Annotated in this window: 17 protein-coding genes and 1 pseudogene; 3 read left to right on the top strand and 15 right to left on the bottom strand. The window is 61.5% G+C overall.

Annotated elements, in window-relative coordinates; all coding sequences use genetic code 11:
- Nucleotides 1–38: 38 nt before the first annotated feature.
- The 4 genes from fghA to WM40_RS09015 form a co-directional block, all read right to left on the bottom strand.
- Nucleotides 39–908 carry an S-formylglutathione hydrolase gene (gene fghA / locus WM40_RS09030; RefSeq protein ID WP_024902798.1) on the bottom strand — a complete coding sequence of 290 codons (870 nt, stop codon included), beginning with the start codon at nucleotides 906–908 and terminating at the stop codon, nucleotides 39–41.
- 168 nt (nucleotides 909–1,076) lie between these two features.
- Nucleotides 1,077–2,681, bottom strand: coding sequence for an efflux transporter outer membrane subunit (locus WM40_RS09025; protein WP_096349166.1), 1,605 nt, complete (start codon nucleotides 2,679–2,681; stop codon nucleotides 1,077–1,079).
- A gap of 1 nt (nucleotide 2,682) precedes the next feature.
- The gene (locus tag WM40_RS09020; protein ID WP_046152711.1) at nucleotides 2,683–5,871 is read right to left on the bottom strand and encodes an efflux RND transporter permease subunit; all 3,189 of its coding nucleotides are present in this window, start codon (nucleotides 5,869–5,871) and stop codon (nucleotides 2,683–2,685) included.
- A 19-nt stretch (nucleotides 5,872–5,890) separates the two neighbouring features.
- Nucleotides 5,891–7,195 carry an efflux RND transporter periplasmic adaptor subunit gene (locus tag WM40_RS09015; protein ID WP_046152710.1) on the bottom strand — a complete coding sequence of 435 codons (1,305 nt, stop codon included), beginning with the start codon at nucleotides 7,193–7,195 and terminating at the stop codon, nucleotides 5,891–5,893.
- 434 nt (nucleotides 7,196–7,629) lie between these two features.
- Here WM40_RS09015 and WM40_RS09010 point away from each other — a divergent pair, with 434 nt between their 5' ends.
- Both WM40_RS09010 and WM40_RS09005 read left to right on the top strand, forming a co-directional pair.
- Nucleotides 7,630–8,301, top strand: a complete 672-nt coding sequence (locus WM40_RS09010; protein WP_046152709.1) for a TetR family transcriptional regulator — start codon at nucleotides 7,630–7,632, stop codon at nucleotides 8,299–8,301.
- A gap of 144 nt (nucleotides 8,302–8,445) precedes the next feature.
- Complete coding sequence (locus WM40_RS09005; RefSeq protein WP_046152708.1) at nucleotides 8,446–9,618, top strand: XdhC family protein; 1,173 nt, start codon at nucleotides 8,446–8,448, stop codon at nucleotides 9,616–9,618.
- Nucleotide 9,619: 1 nt separating this feature from the next.
- Here the strand turns inward: WM40_RS09005 and WM40_RS09000 are convergent, their stop codons facing one another.
- The 6 genes from WM40_RS09000 to WM40_RS08980 all read right to left on the bottom strand — a co-directional run bounded on the left by WM40_RS09000 (nucleotide 9,620) and on the right by WM40_RS08980 (nucleotide 14,626).
- A complete protein-coding gene (locus tag WM40_RS09000; protein WP_024902792.1) occupies nucleotides 9,620–10,087 on the bottom strand; it encodes a carboxypeptidase-like regulatory domain-containing protein in 468 nt (155 codons plus the stop codon).
- Between the two features lie 4 nt (nucleotides 10,088–10,091).
- On the bottom strand, nucleotides 10,092–10,226 hold the full coding sequence (locus tag WM40_RS32060) for a hypothetical protein (protein WP_260843803.1): 135 nt from the start codon (nucleotides 10,224–10,226) through the stop codon (nucleotides 10,092–10,094).
- 16 nt (nucleotides 10,227–10,242) lie between these two features.
- A complete protein-coding gene (locus tag WM40_RS08995; RefSeq protein WP_024902791.1) occupies nucleotides 10,243–11,799 on the bottom strand; it encodes a DegQ family serine endoprotease in 1,557 nt (518 codons plus the stop codon).
- A gap of 121 nt (nucleotides 11,800–11,920) precedes the next feature.
- On the bottom strand, nucleotides 11,921–13,300 hold the full coding sequence (locus WM40_RS08990) for an ATP-binding protein (RefSeq protein ID WP_046152754.1): 1,380 nt from the start codon (nucleotides 13,298–13,300) through the stop codon (nucleotides 11,921–11,923).
- A gap of 7 nt (nucleotides 13,301–13,307) precedes the next feature.
- The gene (locus WM40_RS08985; RefSeq protein ID WP_082102551.1) at nucleotides 13,308–14,066 is read right to left on the bottom strand and encodes a response regulator; all 759 of its coding nucleotides are present in this window, start codon (nucleotides 14,064–14,066) and stop codon (nucleotides 13,308–13,310) included.
- Nucleotides 14,066–14,626 carry a nucleoside 2-deoxyribosyltransferase gene (locus WM40_RS08980; RefSeq protein WP_081764848.1) on the bottom strand — a complete coding sequence of 187 codons (561 nt, stop codon included), beginning with the start codon at nucleotides 14,624–14,626 and terminating at the stop codon, nucleotides 14,066–14,068. The genes WM40_RS08985 and WM40_RS08980 overlap by 1 nt, the downstream gene beginning before the upstream one ends.
- A 215-nt stretch (nucleotides 14,627–14,841) precedes the next feature.
- On the opposite strand from WM40_RS08980, the gene dacB reads away from it, so the two are divergent.
- The gene (dacB, locus tag WM40_RS08975) at nucleotides 14,842–16,587 is read left to right on the top strand and encodes a D-alanyl-D-alanine carboxypeptidase/D-alanyl-D-alanine endopeptidase (RefSeq protein ID WP_096349165.1); all 1,746 of its coding nucleotides are present in this window, start codon (nucleotides 14,842–14,844) and stop codon (nucleotides 16,585–16,587) included.
- Between the two features lie 59 nt (nucleotides 16,588–16,646).
- Here dacB and WM40_RS08970 read toward each other — a convergent pair.
- The 5 genes and pseudogenes from WM40_RS08970 to pyk all read right to left on the bottom strand — a co-directional run bounded on the left by WM40_RS08970 (nucleotide 16,647) and on the right by pyk (nucleotide 22,287).
- Nucleotides 16,647–17,871, bottom strand: a pseudogene (locus tag WM40_RS08970) (5-(carboxyamino)imidazole ribonucleotide synthase).
- An 11-nt stretch (nucleotides 17,872–17,882) separates the two neighbouring features.
- Nucleotides 17,883–18,407 carry a 5-(carboxyamino)imidazole ribonucleotide mutase gene (purE, locus tag WM40_RS08965; RefSeq protein ID WP_024902786.1) on the bottom strand — a complete coding sequence of 175 codons (525 nt, stop codon included), beginning with the start codon at nucleotides 18,405–18,407 and terminating at the stop codon, nucleotides 17,883–17,885.
- Between the two features lie 36 nt (nucleotides 18,408–18,443).
- Nucleotides 18,444–19,337: a phosphoribosylaminoimidazolesuccinocarboxamide synthase gene (locus WM40_RS08960; RefSeq protein ID WP_024902785.1), complete on the bottom strand. Its 894-nt coding sequence runs from the start codon at nucleotides 19,335–19,337 to the stop codon at nucleotides 18,444–18,446.
- Between the two features lie 314 nt (nucleotides 19,338–19,651).
- Nucleotides 19,652–20,716 carry a class II fructose-bisphosphate aldolase gene (fba, locus tag WM40_RS08955; protein WP_024902784.1) on the bottom strand — a complete coding sequence of 355 codons (1,065 nt, stop codon included), beginning with the start codon at nucleotides 20,714–20,716 and terminating at the stop codon, nucleotides 19,652–19,654.
- A gap of 122 nt (nucleotides 20,717–20,838) precedes the next feature.
- A complete protein-coding gene (gene pyk, locus WM40_RS08950; RefSeq protein WP_390173995.1) occupies nucleotides 20,839–22,287 on the bottom strand; it encodes a pyruvate kinase in 1,449 nt (482 codons plus the stop codon).
- Between the last annotated feature and the right edge of the window lie 19 nt (nucleotides 22,288–22,306).

Below are 22,306 nucleotides of genomic sequence, written 5' to 3'. Positions count from 1 at the left end.
GCACCATACCCGGACGCCACTCCTTCGCCCGTCGCCCGCTACAGTAGCGCGGCGTGATGCGCGACATGGTCGCCGATGAACGACGCGATGAAGTAATAGCCGTGGTCGTATCCGGGCTGCCGACGCAGCGTCAAGGCCTGGCCTCCGACACTGCAGGCGCGCTCGAAGCGCTCCGGTAACAACTGTCCATCCATCAGAAACTTGTCCGATAGCCCCTGATCGATCAGGATTGGTGCGTCGTTCGCGCTACGCTTGCCCTGCTCGATCAGCGCGGTGGCGTCATACGCGGCCCAGGCGGCGCGATCGTCGCCGAGATAACCCTTGAAGGCTTTTTCACCCCATGCACAATGACTGGGTGCCGCAATGGGTGCAAAGGCCGAAATCGATCGAAATCGTTCCGGGTTCCGCAAACCCAGCACCAGGGCGCCGTGACCACCCATCGAATGTCCCATGATCCCGAAACGCGCCGGATCCACCGGGAGTTCCGCAGTCACCAACGCCGTCAGTTCCTCGACGATATACCGGTACATCTGGTAGTGCGATGCCCACGGGGCCACGGTGGCATTCAGATAGAAACCCGCTCCAACACCGAAGTCCCACGCATCACTCTCCCCCGGCAGGTTCGCGCCACGAGGACTCGTATCCGGTGCGATCAACGCCAGCCCATGATGCGCCGCGTATTGTTGCGCGGCAGCCTTGGTCGGGAACGTTTCCTCGGTGCATGTCAGCCCCGCGAGATAGAACAAGGCCGGGACCTTATCACCGCGGACCGCCCCGTCGGTATCGATCCCGGCCACCGAAGGCGGCAAAAAGACGGAGAAGCGCATCGGCAGACCAATCGCGGCGGCGTCGTGTTCGTAGAAGCGCTGGACGCCGCCAAAAGCGCGGTGTTGCGAAAGCAGTTTCATCGTCATCAGGGACCTCGTTTTCTTGCACGCCAGAAAGCAAAACAGCCCGTCCCACTTGCGTGACACGGGCTGAAGAACCATTGCGGATCGGAGGTGCCAGGCACATCGGCATCGGGGATGCCGCCAGCGAGGCGCCGTAAACCGCGCCGATATCGCGCTGGTGTTATCTTACTTCGCGTTGGGCTGACCTTGCTTGGCATCCGCTTGCTTCAGCGGGTTACCGTACCTGTCGACGCCCCAATCCGGATCGACATCGGCATCACGTGGTGTGTCACCCGTATGCGCCAACCAGCCGCCGCCCAGGTACTGATACAGCTGCACCAGATTGGTTTCACGGGCTTGCTGGGCGCTGACCAAGGTCTGCTGCGCCGTGTACAGGTCCGTTTGCGCGGTCAGCACATCCAGATAGCTGTCGGTGCCGCTCTTGTAGCGCAGATTCGACAGGTCCAGCCGGGTCTGCTGCGACGCGACATACCGTTGCAACGCGTCGATCTGCTGGTCATACGTGCCGCGCGCTGCCAAACCGTCCGAGACTTCCTGGAACGCCGTCTGGATCGCTTTCTCGTAATTGGCGACCGCGATGTTTTTCTCGGCCTCCGAGTAACGCAGGTTCGCCCGATTCTCGCCACCCGAAAAAATCGGCAATGAAATCTGCGGGCCCCAGCTCCAGTAAGCCTGGCCTGGCTTCAGCAAACGGCCAAGCGAGGCGCTCGCCGCGCCGGCCGAACCGGTCAGCGAGATTTGCGGGAAAAACGCCGCACGCGCCGCGCCGATATTGGCATTCTCCGACAACAGCTTGTTCTCGGCTTCGACAATATCCGGACGACGCGTCAGCAGGTCCGATGGCAACCCGGCGGGGATATCGGCAATGATACCCTGCTTATCGAGCGGCAACGGGTCCGGCAGGTCCGTCGGCAACGGCGCGCCAACCAGCAATTGCAGTTGGTTCAACGCTTGCGCCTTCGACCGCATCTGCGACTGCAGATTGGCCTGTGCTTGATCGACGACGCCTTCCGATTGCTTCAGGTCCAGCGCACTACCCACGCCATTGTCGAATTGCAACTTCGAGATCCGATACGATTCCCCGGCCGTCTTCAACGTGTTCTGCGTCACCGCCAACTGCGCGTCATACGCCCGTACCGTCAGATATTGCACGGCCACTTGCGAGATCAGCGAAATCTCGGTCGCCTTGCGCGCCTGCGCCGTGGCGAAGTACGTCTGCAGCGACGCATTGCTCAGACTGCGAATGCGGCCAAAGAAGTCCAGTTCCCACTGCGCGCTGCCAAGCGCTTGATACGTGCTGCTCACCGTCGGCTGGCGGACGTACGTCAAATCGGCTGGCGTACGCGTACGCGTACCGCTCCCGGTGGCGCTCAGCGTCGGGAACAGCGAGGCACGCTCGACGCGATATTGCTCACGCGCCGCCGCCACGTTCAACGCCGCCACGCGCAAGTCGCGGTTGTTCTTCAGCGCCATCCCGATCAACACCTTCAGTTGCGGGTCCGTGAAGAACTCGTTCCAACCGAGATCCGCGGCGGGAACCTGCGTCGCCGACTGTGACGTCGGCTGCGTGTCATACGTCTCACCGGTGGGATAGCCCGACGGCACGGGTGCGGCAGGCCGATGATACTTAGGCGTCAGGTTACAGGCGGCGAGTACCGCCACCGCCAGCACCGACACGACGGACGCCGGCCAGCGCCGCGCGCCACGCGAGGCGCGTCCGGCGCGCGCATCCACCGCCGACTGCCCCGCCCACGATTGTTGTTTCTTCATATCAGTGTTCATCCTTCCGGTCGGTCGGCTCGGCCTTGCGGTTGTCGACATCGTGCATGCCGCCGCTCGTACCCGCCGCGCGATGCACCTTTTCATGCTCGGAGAACCGCCCTGCGATCACCACGTAGAACATCGGCACCAGCGGCACGGCCAGGAAGATCGCCGTCAACATCCCGCCAATCACGCCCGTACCGATCGAGTGCTGGCTACCGGAACCGGCCCCGCTACTGATAGCCAGCGGCAACACGCCCAGGATGAAGGCCATCGACGTCATCACGATCGGTCGGACCCGCAGGCGCACAGCTTCGATAGCTGCATCGACAATGCTCATGCCCTCTTCATGCAGATCCTTCGCGAACTCGACGATTAGAATCGCGTTCTTCGCCGCCAGACCCACGGTGGTCAACAACCCTACCTGGAAGTACACATCACTTTCCAGGCCACGCAGCGTCGTGGCAATCAGCGCCCCGAGGATACCGAGCGGCACCACCAGGATCACCGAGAACGGAATCGACCAGCTTTCATACAGTGCCGCCAGACAGAGGAACACGATCAGCACGGACAGTGCATACAGCATCGGTGCCTGCGAACCGGACGCTTTTTCCTGGAACGACAGACCGGTCCACTGGTAGCCGATTCCCGTAGGCAACTTCGCCGCGAGCTTTTCCATTTCCGCCATGGCCTGACCCGAGCTGTAGCCTGGCGCGGCTTCACCCTGGATTTCGACCGCCGAGACCCCGTTGTACCGTTCAAGCTTCTGCGGACCATACATCCAGTGCCCCGATGCAAACGACGAGAACGGCACCATCGTCCCAGCGGTGTTGCGGACATACCAGGCATTGATATCCTCTGGATTCATCCGGAATGGCGCCGCGCCCTGCAGGTAGACCTTCTTCACCCGACCACGATCGATAAAGTCGTTGACGTACGACGACGCCCATGCGATCGACAACGTCTGGTCGATGTCCGACAGCGACAGACCCAACGCGCTTGCCTTGTCCTTGTCGATGTCCACCTTGTAGGCCGGTGCATCGTCGAGACCGTTTGGCCGAACGCGCGTCAGAATCGGACTCTGGCTCGCCATGCCCAGCAACTGATTACGCGCGGCGATCAATGCCGTGTGCCCCAACGCCGCCTGGTCGACGAGTTCGAAGTCGAAGCCCGCGCCGGTACCCAGTTCCGGAATCGACGGCGGGTTGATCGGGAAGATCATCGCGTCCTTCACTTGCGAGAAGTGCATGAACGAGCGGCCGATCAACGCCTGGATCGATTGATTTGCCGTCTTGCGATCACTCCAGTCACGTAAGCGAACGAAGGCGAGACCCGAGTTCTGGCCCCGACCGGCGAAGCTGAAGCCGTTGACGGTGAACACCGATTCGACGGTGTCTTTCTCGTTCTTCAGGTAGTAATCCGATACTTGCTTCAATACGCCTTCCGTACGCTCCTGCGTGGAGCCCGGCGGCGTCTGGATGATCACGAACATCGAGCCCTGGTCTTCTTCCGGCAGGAACGATGTCGGCAACTTCCAGAACAACAGGCCGACCACGGCGCAGATCAACGCGTACAGGACGAAATAGAAACCAGAACGGCGGATGATGTGCTTGACGCCGACGATCGTGCCGTCACGGCTACGGTTGAAGTTGCGGTTGAACCAGCCGAAGAACCCGGTCTTCTTTTCATGGTCCTTCTTCACCGGCTTGAGAATCGTGGCGCACAGCGCCGGCGTCAGGATCAATGCCACCAGGACGGACAGGCCCATCGCGGAGACAATCGTCAGCGAGAACTGGCGATAAATCGCACCCACGGACCCGGACGAGAACGCCATCGGCACGAACACCGCGGCCAACACCAGCGCCACGCCCACCAACGCGCCGGTGATCTGATCCATTGCCTTGCGTGTGGCCTCTTTCGGCCCCAGGCCTTCCTCGGCCATCACCCGCTCGACGTTCTCCACCACCACGATCGCATCATCGACGAGCAGACCAATGGCCAGCACCATCCCGAACATCGAGAGCGTATTGATCGAGAACCCCACCGCCTGCATGATCGCGAACGTGCCCAACAGCACCACCGGCACCGCGATCGTCGGAATGATCGTGGCGCGGATGTTCTGTAGGAACAGGTACATGACCAGGAACACCAGGACGATACCTTCCAGCAGCGTCTTGACGACTTCCTCGATCGACAGCTTCACGAACGGCGTGGTGTCGTAGGGATACTTCACCACCATCCCGTGCGGGAAGTACGCCGACAGCTCCTGCACGCGGTCACGCACGGCCTGCGCCGTATCCAGGGCATTGGCACCCGTGGCCAGCTGAATACCAAAGCCAGCGGTCGGCTGACCGTTGTACTTCGTGTTGAAGTTGTAGTTTTCCGAACCGAGGCCAATCGTCGCGACGTCGCCCAGACGCACCGTCGCACCATTAGTCGAGGTCTTCAGGATAATATCGCGGAATTGCTGCGGCGTTTGCAGACGGACACTTTCCGTGATGGCCGCGGTCAATTGCTGACCGGGGACCGACGGCGTACCGCCGAGCTGGCCGGAGGCAATCTGTACGTTCTGATTGGTCAGCGCCGTTTTCACGTCAACCGGCGTCAGCCCGAAACTGTTCAACTTGTTCGGGTCCAGCCAGATCCGCATCGAATACTGCGAGCCGAACAACTGCACCTGGCCCACCCCGTTCACACGGCTGACCGGGTCCTGAATGTTCGACGCGACGTAGTTCGCCAAGTCGGTCTTGTTCATCGACCCGTCTTCGGATACGAAGGCCATCACCATTAGGAAGCTGCTGCTGGACTTCACGACCTTGATACCCTGTTGCTGCACTTCCTGAGGCAGCAGCGGCGTAGCCAGCGACAGCTTGTTCTGTACCTGGACCTGCGCGATGTCCGGGTTCGTACCGGCTGCAAAGGTCAATGTGATGGTGGCGCTACCGGAGTTGTCGCTCGTCGACGACATGTACAGCAGATTGTCGATACCGTTCATCTGCTGCTCGATGACCTGGGTCACCGTGTCTTCGACCGTCTGCGCGGACGCGCCCGGATAGGTCACCGACAATTGCACCGCGGGCGGTGCGATGGTCGGGTATTGCGAGATTGGCAACCGCATGATGGAGATGATCCCCGCGATCATCAACACGATTGCGATCACCCACGCAAAGATGGGGCGATCGATAAAAAACTTTGCCATATTGGGTCAGCCCCTGTCTTTACTTTACTTCGGACGCGGCGGATGCCGGTGCGGCAGACGATGCACCCGAGGCCGGCGACGTGACAATGACGCTCGAAGCGGCCATGGCGGCGGCGCCGTCCTTGCCACCCATTGCACCACTCGTGTCTTCCAGATCCTTCGATGCCGGCGGCAGCTTCGCATCCACCGGCTGCACCGTCGCGCCCGGCTGGACCTTCTGCGTACCTTCCACAATGACGCGATCACCCGCTTGCAAACCACCGGTCACCACCCACGATGAACCCAATGCCTGCGACGTTTGCAACGGACGCATCTGCACCTTGTTGTTCGCATCCACGACCATCGCGATCGGCGCGCCCTTCTGGTCATGCGTGACGCCCTGCATCGGCACGACGAAGGCGTTGTCGTTGATCGCCTGCTGGATACGTGCGCGGACGAACATGCCCGGCAAAAGATCGCGCTTCACATTCGGAAATACCGCGCGGACCGTGGTCGTACCGGTGCCTTGATCCACCGACACGTCGGTGAATTCGAGCTTGCCGACGTCCGGTAGCGTAGTGCCATCCGACAGCACGACCTGGACCTTCGCCGCATTTGCGCCGGCTTCCTTCAGCGCACCGGTTTCGATACTGCGACGCAGGCGCAGTAATTGGTCGCTCGACTGCGTCAGGTCGATGTACACCGGAGAGATTTGCTGCACCAGCGCCATGTTCGTGGCGGCGCTGCCTTGCACGTACGCACCCTCGGTCACCAATGCCGAACCAATGCGGCCACTGATCGGCGCACGGACCGTGCAATAACCCAGGTTGATTTCCGCGGTACGCACGGACGCGCGACCGGACTCGACATCGGCCTTGTCCGAGCCCAAAGTCGCCAATGCATCGTCGTATTGCTGCTTGCTGACCGCATTTGCAGCAACAAGTGTCTTATAACGATCGGCTTGTGCCTGGGCCGAGCGCAACGTCGCTTCCGCCTTTGCCAACGTGGCCTTCGCGCTCATCAGCGAAGCCTGATATGGAGCGGGATCGATCTGGAAAAGGATCTGACCGGCTTTCACTTCCGCGCCTTGCTGGAAATAACGCTTCAACACGATGCCGTCCACGCGCGCATGGACCTCAGCCACCAGGTACGACGACGCGCGACCCGGCAATTCCGTGTTGACCGCAACGGCCTGCGGCTGAACCGTTATCACACCAACTTGCGTCGGCGGTTGCTGCCCACCGGCGCCGGGCGGTTGCTCCTTCTTCCCGCACGCAGCGAGCGTGAGCATTATTGCCCCCGAAGCGGCGCAAATAAGACGGTACTTGACCCGATCAACGCGCATGGAACGACCTCTGCCTAAAAAATGTTCTTAAAAACCGCTTTTCTGTCGCCGCCAACATAGCGGCCTTACCGATCTATCGCGTGAGAGCCTACTGGCTTTCGCAGATCTCGGCATGACTACGCCCATGACCCTATTAATATCAGGGTTTTCATCCTCTCCATTCTGACTTTGTAAGCAATTCCTCACTTACCCAGGCCAGGCGCGGCGGCATCGTAATTTTAAAAAACGCTTTCAAAACAGATGTCTCGTCGCGAAGTGGATGCTATTATATATACATTCAGTAATGTAGGTATTACAGTGCATTTAATTCCTGGCGGCAAAACGCCGCAGGACGTGCATTCGGAAGCGTGGTAGAGACTATCGCCGGCGCAAGGGCAAGACTCCTCGACCATTTCCTATCCTCTCCCCTTTTTCAAGACCCGCGCAGGCGCGACATGGCCAGAAGAACGAAAGAAGAAGCGCTGGAAACCCGCAACCTCATCCTCGATACCGCGGAACGCATGTTTTCAGAGCGTGGCGTGGCGCATACGTCGCTGGCGGACATCGCCACCGCAGCCGAACTGACCCGTGGAGCAATCTACTGGCATTTCAAAAATAAGTGCGAATTGTTTGTCGCGATGGTGGATCGCGAACTGCTGCCAATGGATGAACTGATGGCGGAATCGATCGATGCCCGCGAGCCGGACCCGCTCGGGCGGCTACGCACCATCCTCGTTAAATGCCTGCTGGATATCGCCCACAATCCGCGGCGGTGCACCGTGATCGAAATCATGCTGTTGAAGTGGGAACATACGGTCGACATGCAACCGGTGATCGACCGCAAGCGGGACAACGTGAAGCGGACGGTAGACGTGTTGCAGCGCGCGATAGCCAATGCGATCGCTAAAGGTCAATTACCGAACACATTGGACACCACGTTTGCCGCAAATTTTCTTCATTCGCTCATTCTTGGCGCACTGACCGATCATGTCGCAGGCTACAGCACGTGCACCCTGCTCAACGACGCACAGCGACTCATTGACAGCTTCCTGGATATGTTGCGCTGCTCCCCGGCATTGCTACGTCCGAAGATGGCGGAAGCGGGTCGTGCGGATGGTTCCGCCTAGTGGCGGGCGCGAAAGTTGCTCTGCATGTCGGCTTGTATTCGCCATGGACGGCAACGGCTTCACGCCGATACTTGGGCCGGTCGCCCCGGACCGGCCCACCGGTCGGCCGCAACCCTCACTTCACGATAGATGCGGAGTCTTCGAATGGACAATGTCGATCTGAGCGTCATCGAGACTGCGGAACAATGGCGTGTCGACGGCCGTAGGGTGGTTTTGGGCACGGTTGTGCGGACGTGGGGATCGGCACCCCGGCCGCCGGGATCAATGGTCGCCATCCGCGATGATGGGGTGATCACTGGCTCCGTCTCTGGTGGCTGCATCGAAGATGATCTCGCGGATCGTGCCGTGCAAGGCATGTTGTGCGCAGAGAACGGTCTGCCATCGATAGTGACCTACGGCGTCCATGCCGAAGAGGCACGGCGCTTCGGATTGCCGTGCGGGGGCACGCTGGAATTGGTGCTGGAGCCGGTGACGGAACGCAGCCTGCTCGCGACACTGATCGACGCATTACGCCAGTCCGCACCACCTCGCACCATCGATGAAATAGCCTCGGCGGCCACTGCGGCGCTATCGTTTCGACGCACCGTGCTATATCGCGACCTGGACATGCGCACCGGTGCGGTGACATTACGAGACAGTGCACCGGACATCGAAAAGCACGCCGCCCGACACGCCCAGACAGGCGATTTCGCTTTTAATGGGGAAACGTTGACAACCTTGCATGGCGCCGCTTATCGCATGGTGCTGATCGGCGCCGGTGAGATCTCGGCGCATCTTGCTCGCATGGCCATCCCACTTGGCTATAACGTCATCGTCTGCGAGCCTCGAGAACACCATGCCGGTTCATGGGACGTGCCGGGCGTGATGCTAACGCGTGCGATGCCGGATGATGTGGTGCTGGGAATGGGCATGGACGCGCGTACCGCGGTCATCGCCTTGACACATGATCCGAAACTCGACGATCTGGCGTTGATCGACGCGCTGCAATCCGAGGCATTCTACGTCGGAGCGATCGGTTCACGTCGTCACCGCGACCAGCGGATCGCGCGCCTGGCGCTGTTCGATGTGACATCGGCACAGCTGGCGACGTTGCACTCGCCGGTTGGCCTCTATCTCGGCGCGCAGACTCCGGCTGAAATTGCCGTCTCGATCCTGGCCGAAGTCACGGCGTTTCGTCATAACGTTCCGGTCCTGCAGTCGCATGCGATTCGGGCCCGCGCAAAGGTGCCATATGCAACTTGTGACGAGCCCGAAATCAACGGTGCGGCGTGCGCTTCGGTGCGGCCGGACGATACTGACTCAACCGGCTCAAGATGACTTACTGGTGTTTCCAACTAAAGCTGGCGCGCGCGTGACCCTTGTCCGTCACATTGACCGCGCGAGTTTGCTCCTTGCCTGAATACGTCGCGTGAACCGTGTAATGACCAGGGCGCAGGCGTACCAGCATATAAGGGCCCTTGGCGGAGGTTTCGAGAACGGTCCCGCCCTTCGCATCGGTAATTTTCACTGCAACGTCGGCAACAAAGTTACGGTCTCCGCCGATAAAGGTCAATGACAGCGGCCAGTGCGCCGATGCTTTCTTGATCGCATCGGATTCGTCTTTCCCCACGCCCCCGGACAGGAACGTCACGTCGCCTTGCTGCGCGGCGGCCGGCAAGCTGCCTTGATCGGCCGATTGCGCATGGACCACCGGCGACAATACCGACAGCGTGGCGGCCAGCGAGATGGCCAATGCGCCCACACCCTTCATCCAGGCAGGGGCAGCCATTTTTCTCTGTTCAGCCATGTGTTTATTCTCCTTTATTGGTGGCGTGGGCCGCATGCCGGCAAACCGCCGCGGCCAGATGGACAGCCGCTTCCCCATGCAAGACCAATGCCAGGACGATATCGAGGAAAGCGGGCGCATCCACTTTGGACACGCCCACGACATACGACGCTACATCAGTTATTGCCTGCCGCGCCCAGGTCAACCGGGACAAAGATCTGCGAATCGTCCCGTTGAATCAATAACGCCACGCTGTTGCCCGCCCGGGCAATCCGTTCACGGAGCTGTGCCACCGTGGTCACAGGAGACCCATTGATGGACAGGATCACGTCACCCGGTTGAATGCCGGCATTCTCCGCCGCACCTACCGCTTGCTGCACCAGCAGGCCACCGCTCACCTGCGCCTGATCGCGTTCCTGCGGTGTCAACGGCCGGACCGACACACCCAGGCGTCCTTGCGGCTGGTCGGTACCAGCGGTCGACTTCGATTCGGCATCCTTGGCTCCCAACTTGCCGACGGTCACATCAATCGTCTTGCGCGCCTTGTCGCGCCAGACGACGATTGTGGCATGCGCGCCAGGAGCGATGTTCGCCACTTCACCCGGCACGGCAGTCGAATCCTCCACCTCATGGCCGTTGACCGACAGAATGACATCGCCCGGCTTGATGCCTGCCTTTGCAGCGGGACCACCCGGCTCTACCGACGCCACCAGCGCGCCGTTCGAATTCGGTAGACCGAACGAATTTGCGAGCGTCTGGTTCATTTCCTGAATCGTCACACCGATCCGGCCACGGCTGACATGACCGTCCTTCACCAGGGCTTCCTCGACCTTCATCGCCACGTCGATCGGGATCGCGAACGACAGCCCCTGGAAACCACCGGTCTGGCTATAGATCATCGAGTTGATACCAATGACCTCACCATCGAGGTTGAACAGCGGGCCGCCAGAATTACCCGGATTCACCGGCACATCGGTCTGAATGAACGGCACATACGTGTCATCAGGCAGCGAGCGCGACTTGGCGCTTATGATCCCCGAGGTTACCGTGTTGATGAAACCGTACGGCGAGCCGATGGCGACCACCCACTGGCCCACCTTGCTCTTGTTCGGGTCCCCGATCTTCACGATCGGCAAGTTCGTTGCGTCGATCTTCAGCACGGCGACGTCCGTGGGTTTGTCCACGCCGACCACCTTTGCGCGGAACTCACGTTTGTCTGTCAACTTCACCGTCACGACATTCGCACCGTCAACCACGTGGGCATTGGTGAGGATATACCCGTTCGAATTGACGATGAAGCCGGAACCCAAACTCATGCTTGGTTCGTCCTGCTGCTGATTCGGCAGATCACCGTAAAAATGCTTAAAGAACTGATAGAACGGATCATCGGGGCTGATCGGCAACTGTTGCTGCGACTGCCCGCGACGCGACGATGCCCGTACCTCATGCTTTGCGCTGATGTTCACGACCGCCGGACTGTAGGTCTCGGCCAATCCGGAAAAATCAGGCACGCCGGTGCGCCGTGCCGCTTCCGCCGGCATCAGCGGCGGCTCGCTCGGCGTCTGGGCCGTCGGCGCCGCGGGTGCCGGTAAGGTCACAGGGGCGCTAGGCGCCGCATGCGCAGGCTCGACAAAATCGGTTTCGTAGTGATGCGTGCCGGCAAGATAGCCGCCTGCCACTGCCAACGTGAGTACGCTAGCCAGTGCGGTGCGTTTGAATGTCCGTTCCTTCATCGTCGACTCCCCTCGTTCCATTGAGCATGTACTTCGCTTGTTTAGAAGCGTACGGGCAAGCGCTTAAATGGATCTTAAGTAAGGTAGGAGAAACAGTGAATGACCGGGAAGTTGAGACGATTCACGCCGATGTTGGTATGTGCAGCCGGACGCGCAGCCCATTGGGCGCGCGGTCCGCGAGGGTAACCGTCGCGCCATAGCGGTCCGCAATGCGCTTGACGATGGCGAGCCCCAGTCCGCTACCCTGGGGATTCATCGGATTATCCGCCTGCATGGCGTCCGGTGATCGATAGAAGCGATCGAAGACGCGTGTTTTTTCCGCATCCGCGATGCCGGGGCCGGTATCGACGATTTCCAGCCAGGCGCCCTCGTCCCCAGGTCCGAGCGATACATCGACCCGGCCTCCGCTCGGCGTGTACTTGACCGCATTGTCGAGCAGATTGCCAATCAGCACGCGCCAGTCATCGGCATCCCCGATGATTCGAACGCTCTGCGCCTCCGCCAGCCCCAAATCCACGCCCTTATCGATGGCGAGCGGCGCCAGCAGGCCAACGCACGATTCCGCCAGGACACGTAGGTCCGGATGCGACGGGGTGCCCAGTGCAGGCAATGCGCCGCTATCGGGCAGCACCGCCGCGTTTTGCTCGGCGGCATCGATGCCCCGCGTCGGCATGTCCGAACGCGCGAGCAACAGCAACTGCTCCAGCAGGCGCGTCGCCCTTTCCACTCCGTGTTTCAGGTCAGCCAGTGCTTCCCGCCGCGACACGTCGTCGTCCGCGCGTTCGAGCAGTTGGGTCTGTATCCGTAACGCTGCCAGCGGGGTCCGCAATTCATGCGCCGCATCGGCGACGAAGGCTTTCTGGTTGTCGAACGCCACGTTGAGCCGCTGTAGCAAACCGTTCAATGCCTGTACCACTGGACGGATCTCCGGCGGCAATTTTCGCTCGGACAACGGATCGACCGCCTCTGGCTTGCGTGCTTCCAACACCTTCGCCAAACGGGACAACGGCCGTAAGCCGCGCCCCACGCTCAGCCAGACGGCAATGCCCATGACGGGCAGCAGCACGACTAAGGGCCAGACGGTGCGCCAAGCCGTTTCAGCGGCCAGGAGGCTGCGTACCGCCATGGGCTGCGCTAGTTGCACCACGTTGTCGCCGACGATGGCGCTATAGACGCGCCAATCGCCGCTGGGGGTGTGTTCGGTGGAAAACCCGAGCTCAGCGCGAGGCGCCAGTGGCGAGCGCGGATGCGAGTAATAAAGCTGCGCGCCATCGCGGCTCCAGATCTGGATCACCACGCCGTCGCTGCTGACCGCGTTGTTCCCAAGCACCGACGAAAACGGTTCCGATGGCAGCGCCGCCGCGGTCTGCTGCAACTGGTAGTCGAACAGCGCGTTGGCCTCGGCCTGCGCTTGCCGATAGATCAGGACGCCAGCCAACACGATGCCGAGCATGACGATGCCCAGCAACCAGAACAACAGAATCCGTCGGATCGATCGCATCGGATGCTTATTCCCCACCATCGTGGCGCGTGGTATCGCCGTCGCGGTGCGGTCCCTTGCCCACGTCCGGTGCGGTGGCGACACGGCCTGCCCCGGTACCGTCCGCACCCTGGCGCGGGATCAGATAGCCCAGCCCGCGCACGGTTCGGATAAAATCAGCACCCAGTTTCTTGCGGAGGGCGTGCACATATACCTCCACCGCGTTGCTGCCGATTTCCTCGCCCCAACCATAGATCTTCTCCTCGAGCTGCGCCTTGGACAACACGGCTCCAGGCCGTGCCGCCAAGGCTTCGAGCAGCGCATATTCACGCGCGGAAAGCGCCACGGTGACACCGTCGACCGCCACTTCGCGGGTGGTCGGATCGATCGTCAGCGCACCAAAACGCATGACCGGATCACCCCGCCCGGCCTGACGCCGAAATAACGCACGCATGCGAGCGGCCAACTCATCGAGATCGAACGGCTTGACGAGATAATCATCGGCACCGGCGTCCAGCCCGCTGACGCGATCCGCAACCGCGTCGCGGGCCGTGCAAATCAACACCGGGACCTTGTTCCCGGACGCGCGCAGACTGCGCAACACGTCCAGGCCGTCACGCTTGGGCAGCCCCAGATCCAGCAGCACGAGGTCGTACTGTTCAAGCCCCAGTGCCGACAACGCCGCGGCACCATCGGCAACCCAATCGGTTGCCCAACCGTCGGCACGCAATGCCTTGCGAACACCATCCGCAATCATACGATCGTCTTCCACCAGCAAGATCCGCATCATTCCCCTCCTGTCGCATCGTGGCGGGCGCGAATCCATCCAGGCGTGAAAGGCACGGTGCAATCCATCAGCACGGCACGCATGTCGATCAGGCAGTCGTCCACATCCCCGTCGATCACGCGGATCGCGCTCGCCAACATCAGGTTGCGCGGCAACGCGAAATCTTCCACCTGCCAATCCCGTGCGTCGCGCCCCGCGGCATCGTGTGGCACCTGTCCGGTAATCGGGGTACGCGGCGCGCCATAGCCCCACACAGGCAACCCCAGCGCCACCGCGTAACCTACTTCGAAAACCGTACCGGAATCCGGCTCGTGACCGCGAAAGTCCTGCAGGTTCGCCATCACTGCGTTGCACGTGCGAAGCAAGGCGATATTGGCGCGGTAGATCGCCATGGCACTGGCGGGCGTGGGCGGCAATGGTTTCGGGTTGTCCGCATCAAGTGGGAAATGCCCATCGAAACCATGCGCGGCGCAACGCGCGCGCAGATGTCGGCCCCGTTCCACCGGATCCCGAAAGAAAACATCGGGCCCGGCCAGATAGAGTTTCAAAGAGGCGGTCATGGCGATGTCGGACTGGCGGACGAAGTGGGAAGTGGGAAGTGTAGCGTGACCGCTGCGACAAAGCGCAAAGCCATAACGAAATGTCACGAAAGGAGGCGAAATGCGGACTACGAGCAAGCCACATGTAAGCAAGCGACGGCAACTTATGTCTACAATGTCCGCTCCCGTTTCCGACCGCCGCATGCCGCCGGTCCTTTCAATCGAGTCGATCTTACGTGCTGCGTTTTTCCGGTTTGTCGCCTTCCCACTTTTTTACTGTCACCGCCTCCGCGCTCACGGCGCTTGCCCTGGCCTGCGTCACGCTGACCGTGCCCATCGCCCATGCCGAAACGCCCTCCTCGGGCGGTACCATACCCGGCGCTGCCCGGCACGCGGCTATCCATCGCGTTGTCGCGCATGCGAATTCGGACCACGGCGCGCATATCGTTCGCGTGGCCACGAATGAGGACGCCGCCAAGAAGCGCCGTACCACCGGACGCGCCCGGGCCCGACGTGCGGATCAACCGTCGCCGAAGGCACGTGCCGCGGCGGCGGAATCCACGGCGCGACTGAATGCACGCGCAACCAGTGTGTCCGCCCGTGGCAAGCGCATCGAGGTGCCGGCCGGCCCGTTACCGCCCACTGTCATGCGCGGTCTGGCATTAGGTCACCTCCCGGTGTCGTCGATCAGCGCCCTGGTGATCAGGCTGGACACCGACCAACGGGTGCTCGACTACAACACGCAGCGTCCGATGGCCCCGGCATCGACCATGAAAACGCTGACGACCTATGCCGCCTTGTCCATGCTGGGTGCGAATTTCCGCTGGACGACATCGGCGTTCGTTGATGGTCCGATCCAGAACGGCGTACTGAACGGCAATCTGTATATCGAGGGCACGGGCGACCCGTTTCTGGTCCCCGAACAGCTGACGGACCTGATCAACCAGATCCGCGCCGCCGGGATCACTCGCATCAACGGCGATCTGGTGCTGGATAAGAACTACTTCGATCCGTCGACGGCCAGCGCGGACATCATCGACGATTCGACCGATGCGCCGTACAACGTTGGCCCGGACGCCTTGTTGTACGCGTTCAAATCGCTGACGATCAATGTCGATCCAGATGTCGATGGCCATGCTCAGGTCACGATCACGCCACCGCTCTCGCAATTGCGCGTGACCAATAATATCCGGCCTCTCCGCGGACCGTGCCGCAGTACCGCCGCCGCCCAGCCGCATATCAGCAATGGCCCCGATGGCACGTTGAACGTCAGCTTCGAAGGCCCGCTGTCCTTGCGATGCGGTCCGATGCAGAACAACATCGCGGTGATGGACCATACGCGCTTCTTCTCGGGCGGTTTCCTCGCCTTGTGGCAACAAGCGGGCGGCACGTTCAACGGTTCGATTCGTGAAGCGACGATTCCCGTGGCGGCTCGTCGCATTGCGGCCCACCAAAGCCCGCCGCTGACCGACATCGTCAAGAGCATGAACAAGGTCAGCAACAACACGATGGCCCGCAATATCTATCTCACCATCGGCGCCGTGGCGTACAAGCCACCGGCAACGTTGGAGGGCGCGGATATCGCCGTCAAGCGCTGGTTACGTCGCAGCAAGATCGGGGACGACGGCATCGTTGTCGATAACGGGTCGGGGCTCGCGCGCGATGCGCGGATCAGTACGGAAACGATGGGCGAGATGCTGCAATCGGCGTTCCATAGCCCGGTCGCCCAACCGCTGATCGACTCGCTACCGACGGTAGGCGTGGATGGCACGATGCGGCATCGCCTGGTGCATAGCCCCATCGCCGGCCATGCGCAGATCAAGACGGGGACGCTGTCGAATGTCCGTGCGATCGCGGGCTACGTGTTTGCCGCAAACGGGCATCCTTATCTGGTCGTCAGCTTCATCAACGACCCGCGCTCATCGCTGGGCGGCGCGGCGCACGATGCGCTGCTGGACTGGGTGTATAACCTGCCGGGCTGACTGGCAGCCGCGCCGCGGTTTCAAACGTGCGGCGCGCGCAAGGCACACGCGCCGCCGATTCAGGAGATGGCCGGCAGCCCCAAGTCTTGCGCGACCTGACGGGCACGCTGTTTCGCAGTGGCGGCGTCGGGCCCGGTCACTGTGACATGGCCCATCTTGCGGCCCTTGCGCGCCTGCTCCTTGCCGTAGAGATGGATATGTACCTCCGGCAACGCGACGATCATGTCCCAAGGGGCGTACGCGCCACATCGGCATCCGCCCCTGAAACCAGATGTCACCCAGTACATTCAGCATCACGGCAGGGGAATGCTGGCGGGTATCTCCCAGCGGCAACCCCGTCATTGCACGGACCTGCTGCTCGAATTGACTCGTCACACAGGCATCGATCGTGTAGTGACCGGAGTTATGCGGACGTGGCGCCATTTCATTGGCCACCAGCGTGCCGTCTGTCAGGACGAAAAACTCGATGCACAACACGCCGACATAGCCGAGCGCCGTGACGATCGTCCGTGCTTGATCGGCGACCTGCGCGGCCAAACGGGCCTGATGCAGGCCATGCATCAAATCCAGACTGGGCGCCGGCACGACGGTCTCTGCAAGAATGCCGTCGATGTGCGTGTTTTGCGCGATGGGATACACCACCGTCTCGCCGTCGGCGCCACGCGCGACCAGTGCCGATACTTCGTAGTCCAGAGACAGGCGTTTCTCCAGGATGCAGGCGGTGCCACCCAATCCGGCGAATGCCTCCCGCGCTTCGCGGACGCTTTCCACGCGGACCTGCCCCTTGCCGTCATACCCCATGCGGGCGGTTTTCAAGATACCCGGCAGTACACCGGTGAAAGCGCCGTCGTCCAACGCATCCAACGCGGCCTGCGACTCAATCACCAAGTGGGGAGCAACACCGACGCATTGCGCCAGGAACTGCTTTTCCGCGATACGGTCCTGCGCGATGGCGACAGCACGGCCGGGGGGGCTGACACGCACCGTCTCGGCGAGTTTGTCCAGCGCCGCGGCCGGGACATTTTCGAATTCGGTGGTCACCGCTTCGCACAATTGCGCAAGCGTGGCCAGCGCGGTGGGATCGTCATAAGCGGCTTGAATGTGGCGATCCGCCACCATGCCGGCGGGGCTGGTCGCATCGGGTTCAAGCACGGCGACCTTGTAACCCATCGCTTGCGCGGCGTGGCAGAACATGCGGCCTAACTGGCCGCCGCCCAGCACGCCGAGCCATGCGCCAGGGAGTACCTTGGGATACGGCTTACGATCTTGCGTGCCGTCCTGCATTCCGGCGGCGCTCACGATGCCGCGTCCTCGTCCAGCGGCAGCGTCATGGCCTCCGCCACCTTGCGCTGCTTCACGCGAAACGCTTCCAGTTGTTCCTGCACGTCCGGCGCACCCGCGGCCAGCAGCGCCACCGCGAACAGCGCGGCGTTTGCGGCGCCGGCTTCGCCGATGGCAAACGTAGCCACGGGCACGCCCTTGGGCATCTGCACGATCGAGTGCAGCGAGTCCACGCCACGCAGGTATTTGCTCGCCACCGGCACGCCCAGCACCGGCACCGTCGTCTTTGCCGCCAGCATGCCCGGCAGATGGGCAGCACCGCCGGCGCCGGCAATGATCGCGCGCAGACCACGGGCGCGGGCGCTCTCGGCGTAGGCGAACATCTCGTCCGGCATCCGATGCGCGGAGACGACCTTCGCCTCGTGGGCAATGCCGAATTCCTTCAACACCGCCACCGCGTGACGCATCACGTCCCAATCGGAATTGGAACCCATCACGACGCCGATTACCGGCGGCTTGGCTGTTTCTTGTTCGCTCATTGCGGCAGTCACTCTGTAAAAGTCAGGCGTCGAGGATCAGCGCAGCGGCTGGCCGGTCACACGGGTCAACGCCTCGATGTACTTCTCCGATGTCTTCGCGATCACATCGGCCGGCAACGCCGGCGCTGGCGCGGTCTTGCCCCACGGCTGCGTTTCAAGCCAGTCACGGACGAATTGCTTGTCGAAGGAAGGCGGATTCGATCCCACCTGATATTCATCAGCGGGCCAGAAACGCGAGGAGTCCGCGGTCAGCACTTCGTCCATCAGGACAATGTTGCCGGCATCGTCGAGACCAAATTCGAACTTGGTGTCGGCGATGATGATGCCGCGTGTGGCGGCGAATGCCGACGCTTCCGTGTACAGCTTGATGGAGATGTCACGGATCTGCTCCGCGATGCCGGCGCCCACACGTTTTGCGGCATCATCGAAAGTGATGTTTTCGTCGTGTTCACCGAGCTCGGCCTTGGCAGCCGGCGTGAAGATGGGCTGCGGCAGTTTTTCCGCATTGCGCAGACCGGCCGGCAGCTTGACGCCGCAGACCGACTGGTCGGCCTGGTATTCCTTCCAGCCACTACCGGCCAGATAGCCCCTTACCACCGCTTCGATCAGAATCGGCTTCAAGCGGCGTGCGACAACGGCGCGACCGGCGACCTGGTCGACTTCGTCGGCGGAAACAACCGACTCCGGCGCGATACCGGTCAGGTGATTTGGAACGATATGGCCGAGCTTGGCGAACCAGAAATCGGACAATTGGTTGAGCACGCGGCCCTTGGCCGGGATTGGCTCACCCATGACGACGTCGAATGCCGACAACCGGTCAGACGTGACGATCAACAGCTTGTCGTCGCCAACCGCGTAGTTTTCGCGGACCTTGCCACGACCTAACAGCGGCAGTGAGCGGATTGTCGATTCGTAGAGCGTCGATGGCATGGGGGTCCTTCCTGAAGGCGGCGTGGGCCGCCTGACGGGCTGCCCAAGGGAGAAAACCCAGCATTTTAATACTTTTGAGGAGGGGGGGATGAAAATGTGGCGGCCGGGGGGAAACTGCGACCTGTGCGCCACAGTGCGGCAGGCGACGTCGGGATGTCGCCGCTCCCCCTTCTCTTATCATTAAGCAAACGCCCCTGGCGCAATGGGCTTGGCAGCCAATCCGCAAGGGGCGACGTGGAAACGGTGAGCGCGTGAACAGGCCGTGCCACCGGCCTTGACGCGAGACGATCCCCGCGTCCCGCATCCAGACTTGTTTAATTCACCACTTGATTCAACTCACCTGCCTTATACCGCTCGGCCATCTTCTCCAGCGAGATCGGCTTAATCTTGCCGGCCTGTCCTTCGCAACCAAATGCGATAAAGCGGTCTTTACAAACTTGCATCGCCGCATTCCGTGCCGGCTTCAGGTAATCGCGCGGGTCGAACTTCGACGGGTTTTCCACGAAGAACCGACGCAGTGCACCGGTGATCGCCAGGCGCAGGTCCGTATCGATATTGATCTTGCGCACGCCGTTCTTGATGCCTTCCTGGATTTCCTCGACCGGCACGCCGTACGTTTCCTTCATATCGCCGCCGAATTCGCGAATTTCCGCGAGCAACTCCTGAGGCACCGACGACGAACCATGCATGACCAAATGCGTATTCGGAATCCGGCGATGAATTTCCTTGATGCGCGAGATCGACAAAATATCGCCCGTGGGCTTCTTCGTGAACTTATATGCACCGTGCGACGTACCAATGGCGATTGCCAGCGCGTCGCAACCGGTCTGGCGCACGAAGTCCGCGGCCTGCTCCGGATCAGTCAGCAACTGCTCGCGCGTCATCGTGCCTTCTGCACCGTGACCGTCTTCCTTGTCCCCCTTCATCGTTTCCAACGAACCGAGCACGCCCAGCTCCGCTTCCACCGTTACGCCGATCGAGTGCGCCAGTTCGACCACCTTGCGCGAGGTTTCCACGTTGTACTCGTAGGACGCGACCGTCTTGCCGTCAGCTTCCAGGGAACCGTCCATCATGACGCTGGAAAAGCCGCTGCGAATGGCCGCCATGCAGACCGCCGGCGATTGGCCGTGGTCCTGGTGCATCACCACCGGCAGATGCGGATAAGCTTCCACCGCCGCTTCGATCAAATGACGCAGGAACGCTTCGCCAGCGTATTTCCGCGCACCCGCTGACGCTTGCATGATCACCGGGGCATTCACGGCATTGGCCGCTTCCATGATCGCCTGGACCTGTTCCAGATTGTTCACGTTGAAAGCCGGCAGGCCGTAACCGTTTTCAGCGGCGTGGTCCAGAAGTTGGCGCATCGAAACGATGGGCATGGTTTTCTCCTTTCTTTATATAAAATCTTTGCGTGGGGACTAAGGGCATGCCGGTTTGAGACGCAAGCGGCCACCCCTGACCGACAGCGTCCCCCGTACGGCGAATCGCCTGCAACGCGGCGCTATTCGCCCACCGTGACGATCTTCAATGCGTTCGTGCCGCCGGGCTGTCCCATCGGCGAACCGATCGTCAACACCACCCGGTCTCCAGCACTGGCATGACCGTGATCGACCAAGGTTTTAATTGCATCAGCAAGAACCTCGTCGCGATTGTCCCCCGTCTCCATCGCCAGCGGCGTCACGTTGCGGTACAGCGCCATCGCGCGCTCCGCCCTGATCCGCGGCGTCAGCGCATAAATCGGTACTTGCGTCCAATGCCGGCTCATCCAGAGGGCGGTGGCACCGGATTCGGTCAGCGCGACGATCGCCTTTGCCTCAAGATGGTAGGCCGTGAACATGGCGCCAATCGCGATCGACTGGTCGATCCGCGTAAATGTGCGGTCTACGATATCACGATCAAAAGCCACTTCCTGTGTCTTCTCCGCCTCACAGCAGATGGCGGCCATCGTTTCGATCGTCTCCACCGGATAGCGCCCCGCCGCCGTTTCGGCTGACAACATCACCGCATCGGTACCGTCCAGGACCGCATTGGCAACATCGGAAACCTCGGCGCGCGTGGGTACCGGCGCGTTGATCATCGACTCCATCATTTGCGTGGCGGTAATGACGACGCGGTTCGCGTCGCGCGCCATGCGAATCATCCGCTTTTGCAACGCCGGTACCGCGGCATTGCCCACTTCCACCGCCAGGTCACCGCGCGCCACCATGATGCCGTCGGATGCCTCCAGGATTTCTTCCAGCGCCGGAATCGCCTCGGCCCGCTCGATTTTCGCGATCATCCGTGGCTTGATGCCGTACTCGGCGCCGGCAACGGTGGCCAGTTGCCGGGCCATCGTCATGTCGGCCGCGCTTTTCGGGAACGACACGGCGATATAGTCGGCTTGAATGGCCATCGCGGTGCGGATATCGTCCATGTCCTTCGCCGTCAACGCCGGTGCGGACAAGCCACCACCCTGCCGGTTGATGCCCTTGTTATTCGATAGGTCGCCGCCAATGCGCACGCGCGTATGGATTTCCTCGCCCACCACCTTCTCGACCACCAGGACGATCAAGCCGTCGTTCAATAGCAAGACATCGTTCGGCGACAGATCCCGCGGTAGATCGGGATAATCGAGGCCGACGCGCTCATCGTCTCCTACCTTGCAATTGGCATCGAGGATGAATGACTGCCCAGGGCGCAACGTCGTCTTGCCATTTGCAAACTTTCCCACGCGGATCTTCGGCCCTTGCAGGTCAGCCATGATCGCCACTTCCCGGCCGCAGGCACGGGCGGCGGCGCGGACCCGGTCCGCGCGATGCCGGTGGTCGTCCGCGGTGCCATGCGAAAAATTCAGACGCGCGACGTTCATGCCGGCGTGGACCATCCGCGTCAGCGTTTCTTCGTCGTCCGACGACGGGCCGAGCGTGGCGACGATCTTCGTCGCCCGCTTCAGTGTGTGGACTGGCTCCATCGGCACCCCGGGCGGCGCG

Source organism: Robbsia andropogonis (genome assembly GCF_000970345.1).
GTDB classification, from domain to species: Bacteria; Pseudomonadota; Gammaproteobacteria; order Burkholderiales; family Burkholderiaceae; genus Robbsia; species Robbsia andropogonis.
This window is presented reverse-complemented; position numbering and strand designations above follow the sequence as displayed.

Bases quoted from the DNA above. Each gene is read 5' to 3' on its own strand.
- WM40_RS08960 (WP_024902785.1), bottom strand. From the start codon at position 19,337: ATGCCATCGACGCTCTACGAATCGACAATCCGCTCACTGCCGCTGTTA.
- pyk (WP_390173995.1), bottom strand. From the start codon at position 22,287: ATGGAGCCAGTCCACACACTGAAGCGGGCGACGAAGATCGTCGCCACG.
- WM40_RS08980 (WP_081764848.1), bottom strand. From the start codon at position 14,626: ATGACCGCCTCTTTGAAACTCTATCTGGCCGGGCCCGATGTTTTCTTT.
- WM40_RS09020 (WP_046152711.1), bottom strand. From the start codon at position 5,871: ATGGCAAAGTTTTTTATCGATCGCCCCATCTTTGCGTGGGTGATCGCA.
- WM40_RS08985 (WP_082102551.1), bottom strand. From the start codon at position 14,066: ATGCGGATCTTGCTGGTGGAAGACGATCGTATGATTGCGGATGGTGTT.
- fba (WP_024902784.1), bottom strand. From the start codon at position 20,716: ATGCCCATCGTTTCGATGCGCCAACTTCTGGACCACGCCGCTGAAAAC.
- WM40_RS08990 (WP_046152754.1), bottom strand. From the start codon at position 13,300: ATGCGATCGATCCGACGGATTCTGTTGTTCTGGTTGCTGGGCATCGTC.
- WM40_RS09000 (WP_024902792.1), bottom strand. From the start codon at position 10,087: ATGGCTGAACAGAGAAAAATGGCTGCCCCTGCCTGGATGAAGGGTGTG.
- WM40_RS08995 (WP_024902791.1), bottom strand. From the start codon at position 11,799: ATGAAGGAACGGACATTCAAACGCACCGCACTGGCTAGCGTACTCACG.
- WM40_RS09015 (WP_046152710.1), bottom strand. From the start codon at position 7,195: ATGCGCGTTGATCGGGTCAAGTACCGTCTTATTTGCGCCGCTTCGGGG.
- WM40_RS09010 (WP_046152709.1), top strand. From the start codon at position 7,630: ATGGCCAGAAGAACGAAAGAAGAAGCGCTGGAAACCCGCAACCTCATC.
- fghA (WP_024902798.1), bottom strand. From the start codon at position 908: ATGAAACTGCTTTCGCAACACCGCGCTTTTGGCGGCGTCCAGCGCTTC.
- purE (WP_024902786.1), bottom strand. From the start codon at position 18,407: ATGAGCGAACAAGAAACAGCCAAGCCGCCGGTAATCGGCGTCGTGATG.
- WM40_RS09005 (WP_046152708.1), top strand. From the start codon at position 8,446: ATGGACAATGTCGATCTGAGCGTCATCGAGACTGCGGAACAATGGCGT.
- WM40_RS09025 (WP_096349166.1), bottom strand. From the start codon at position 2,681: ATGAAGAAACAACAATCGTGGGCGGGGCAGTCGGCGGTGGATGCGCGC.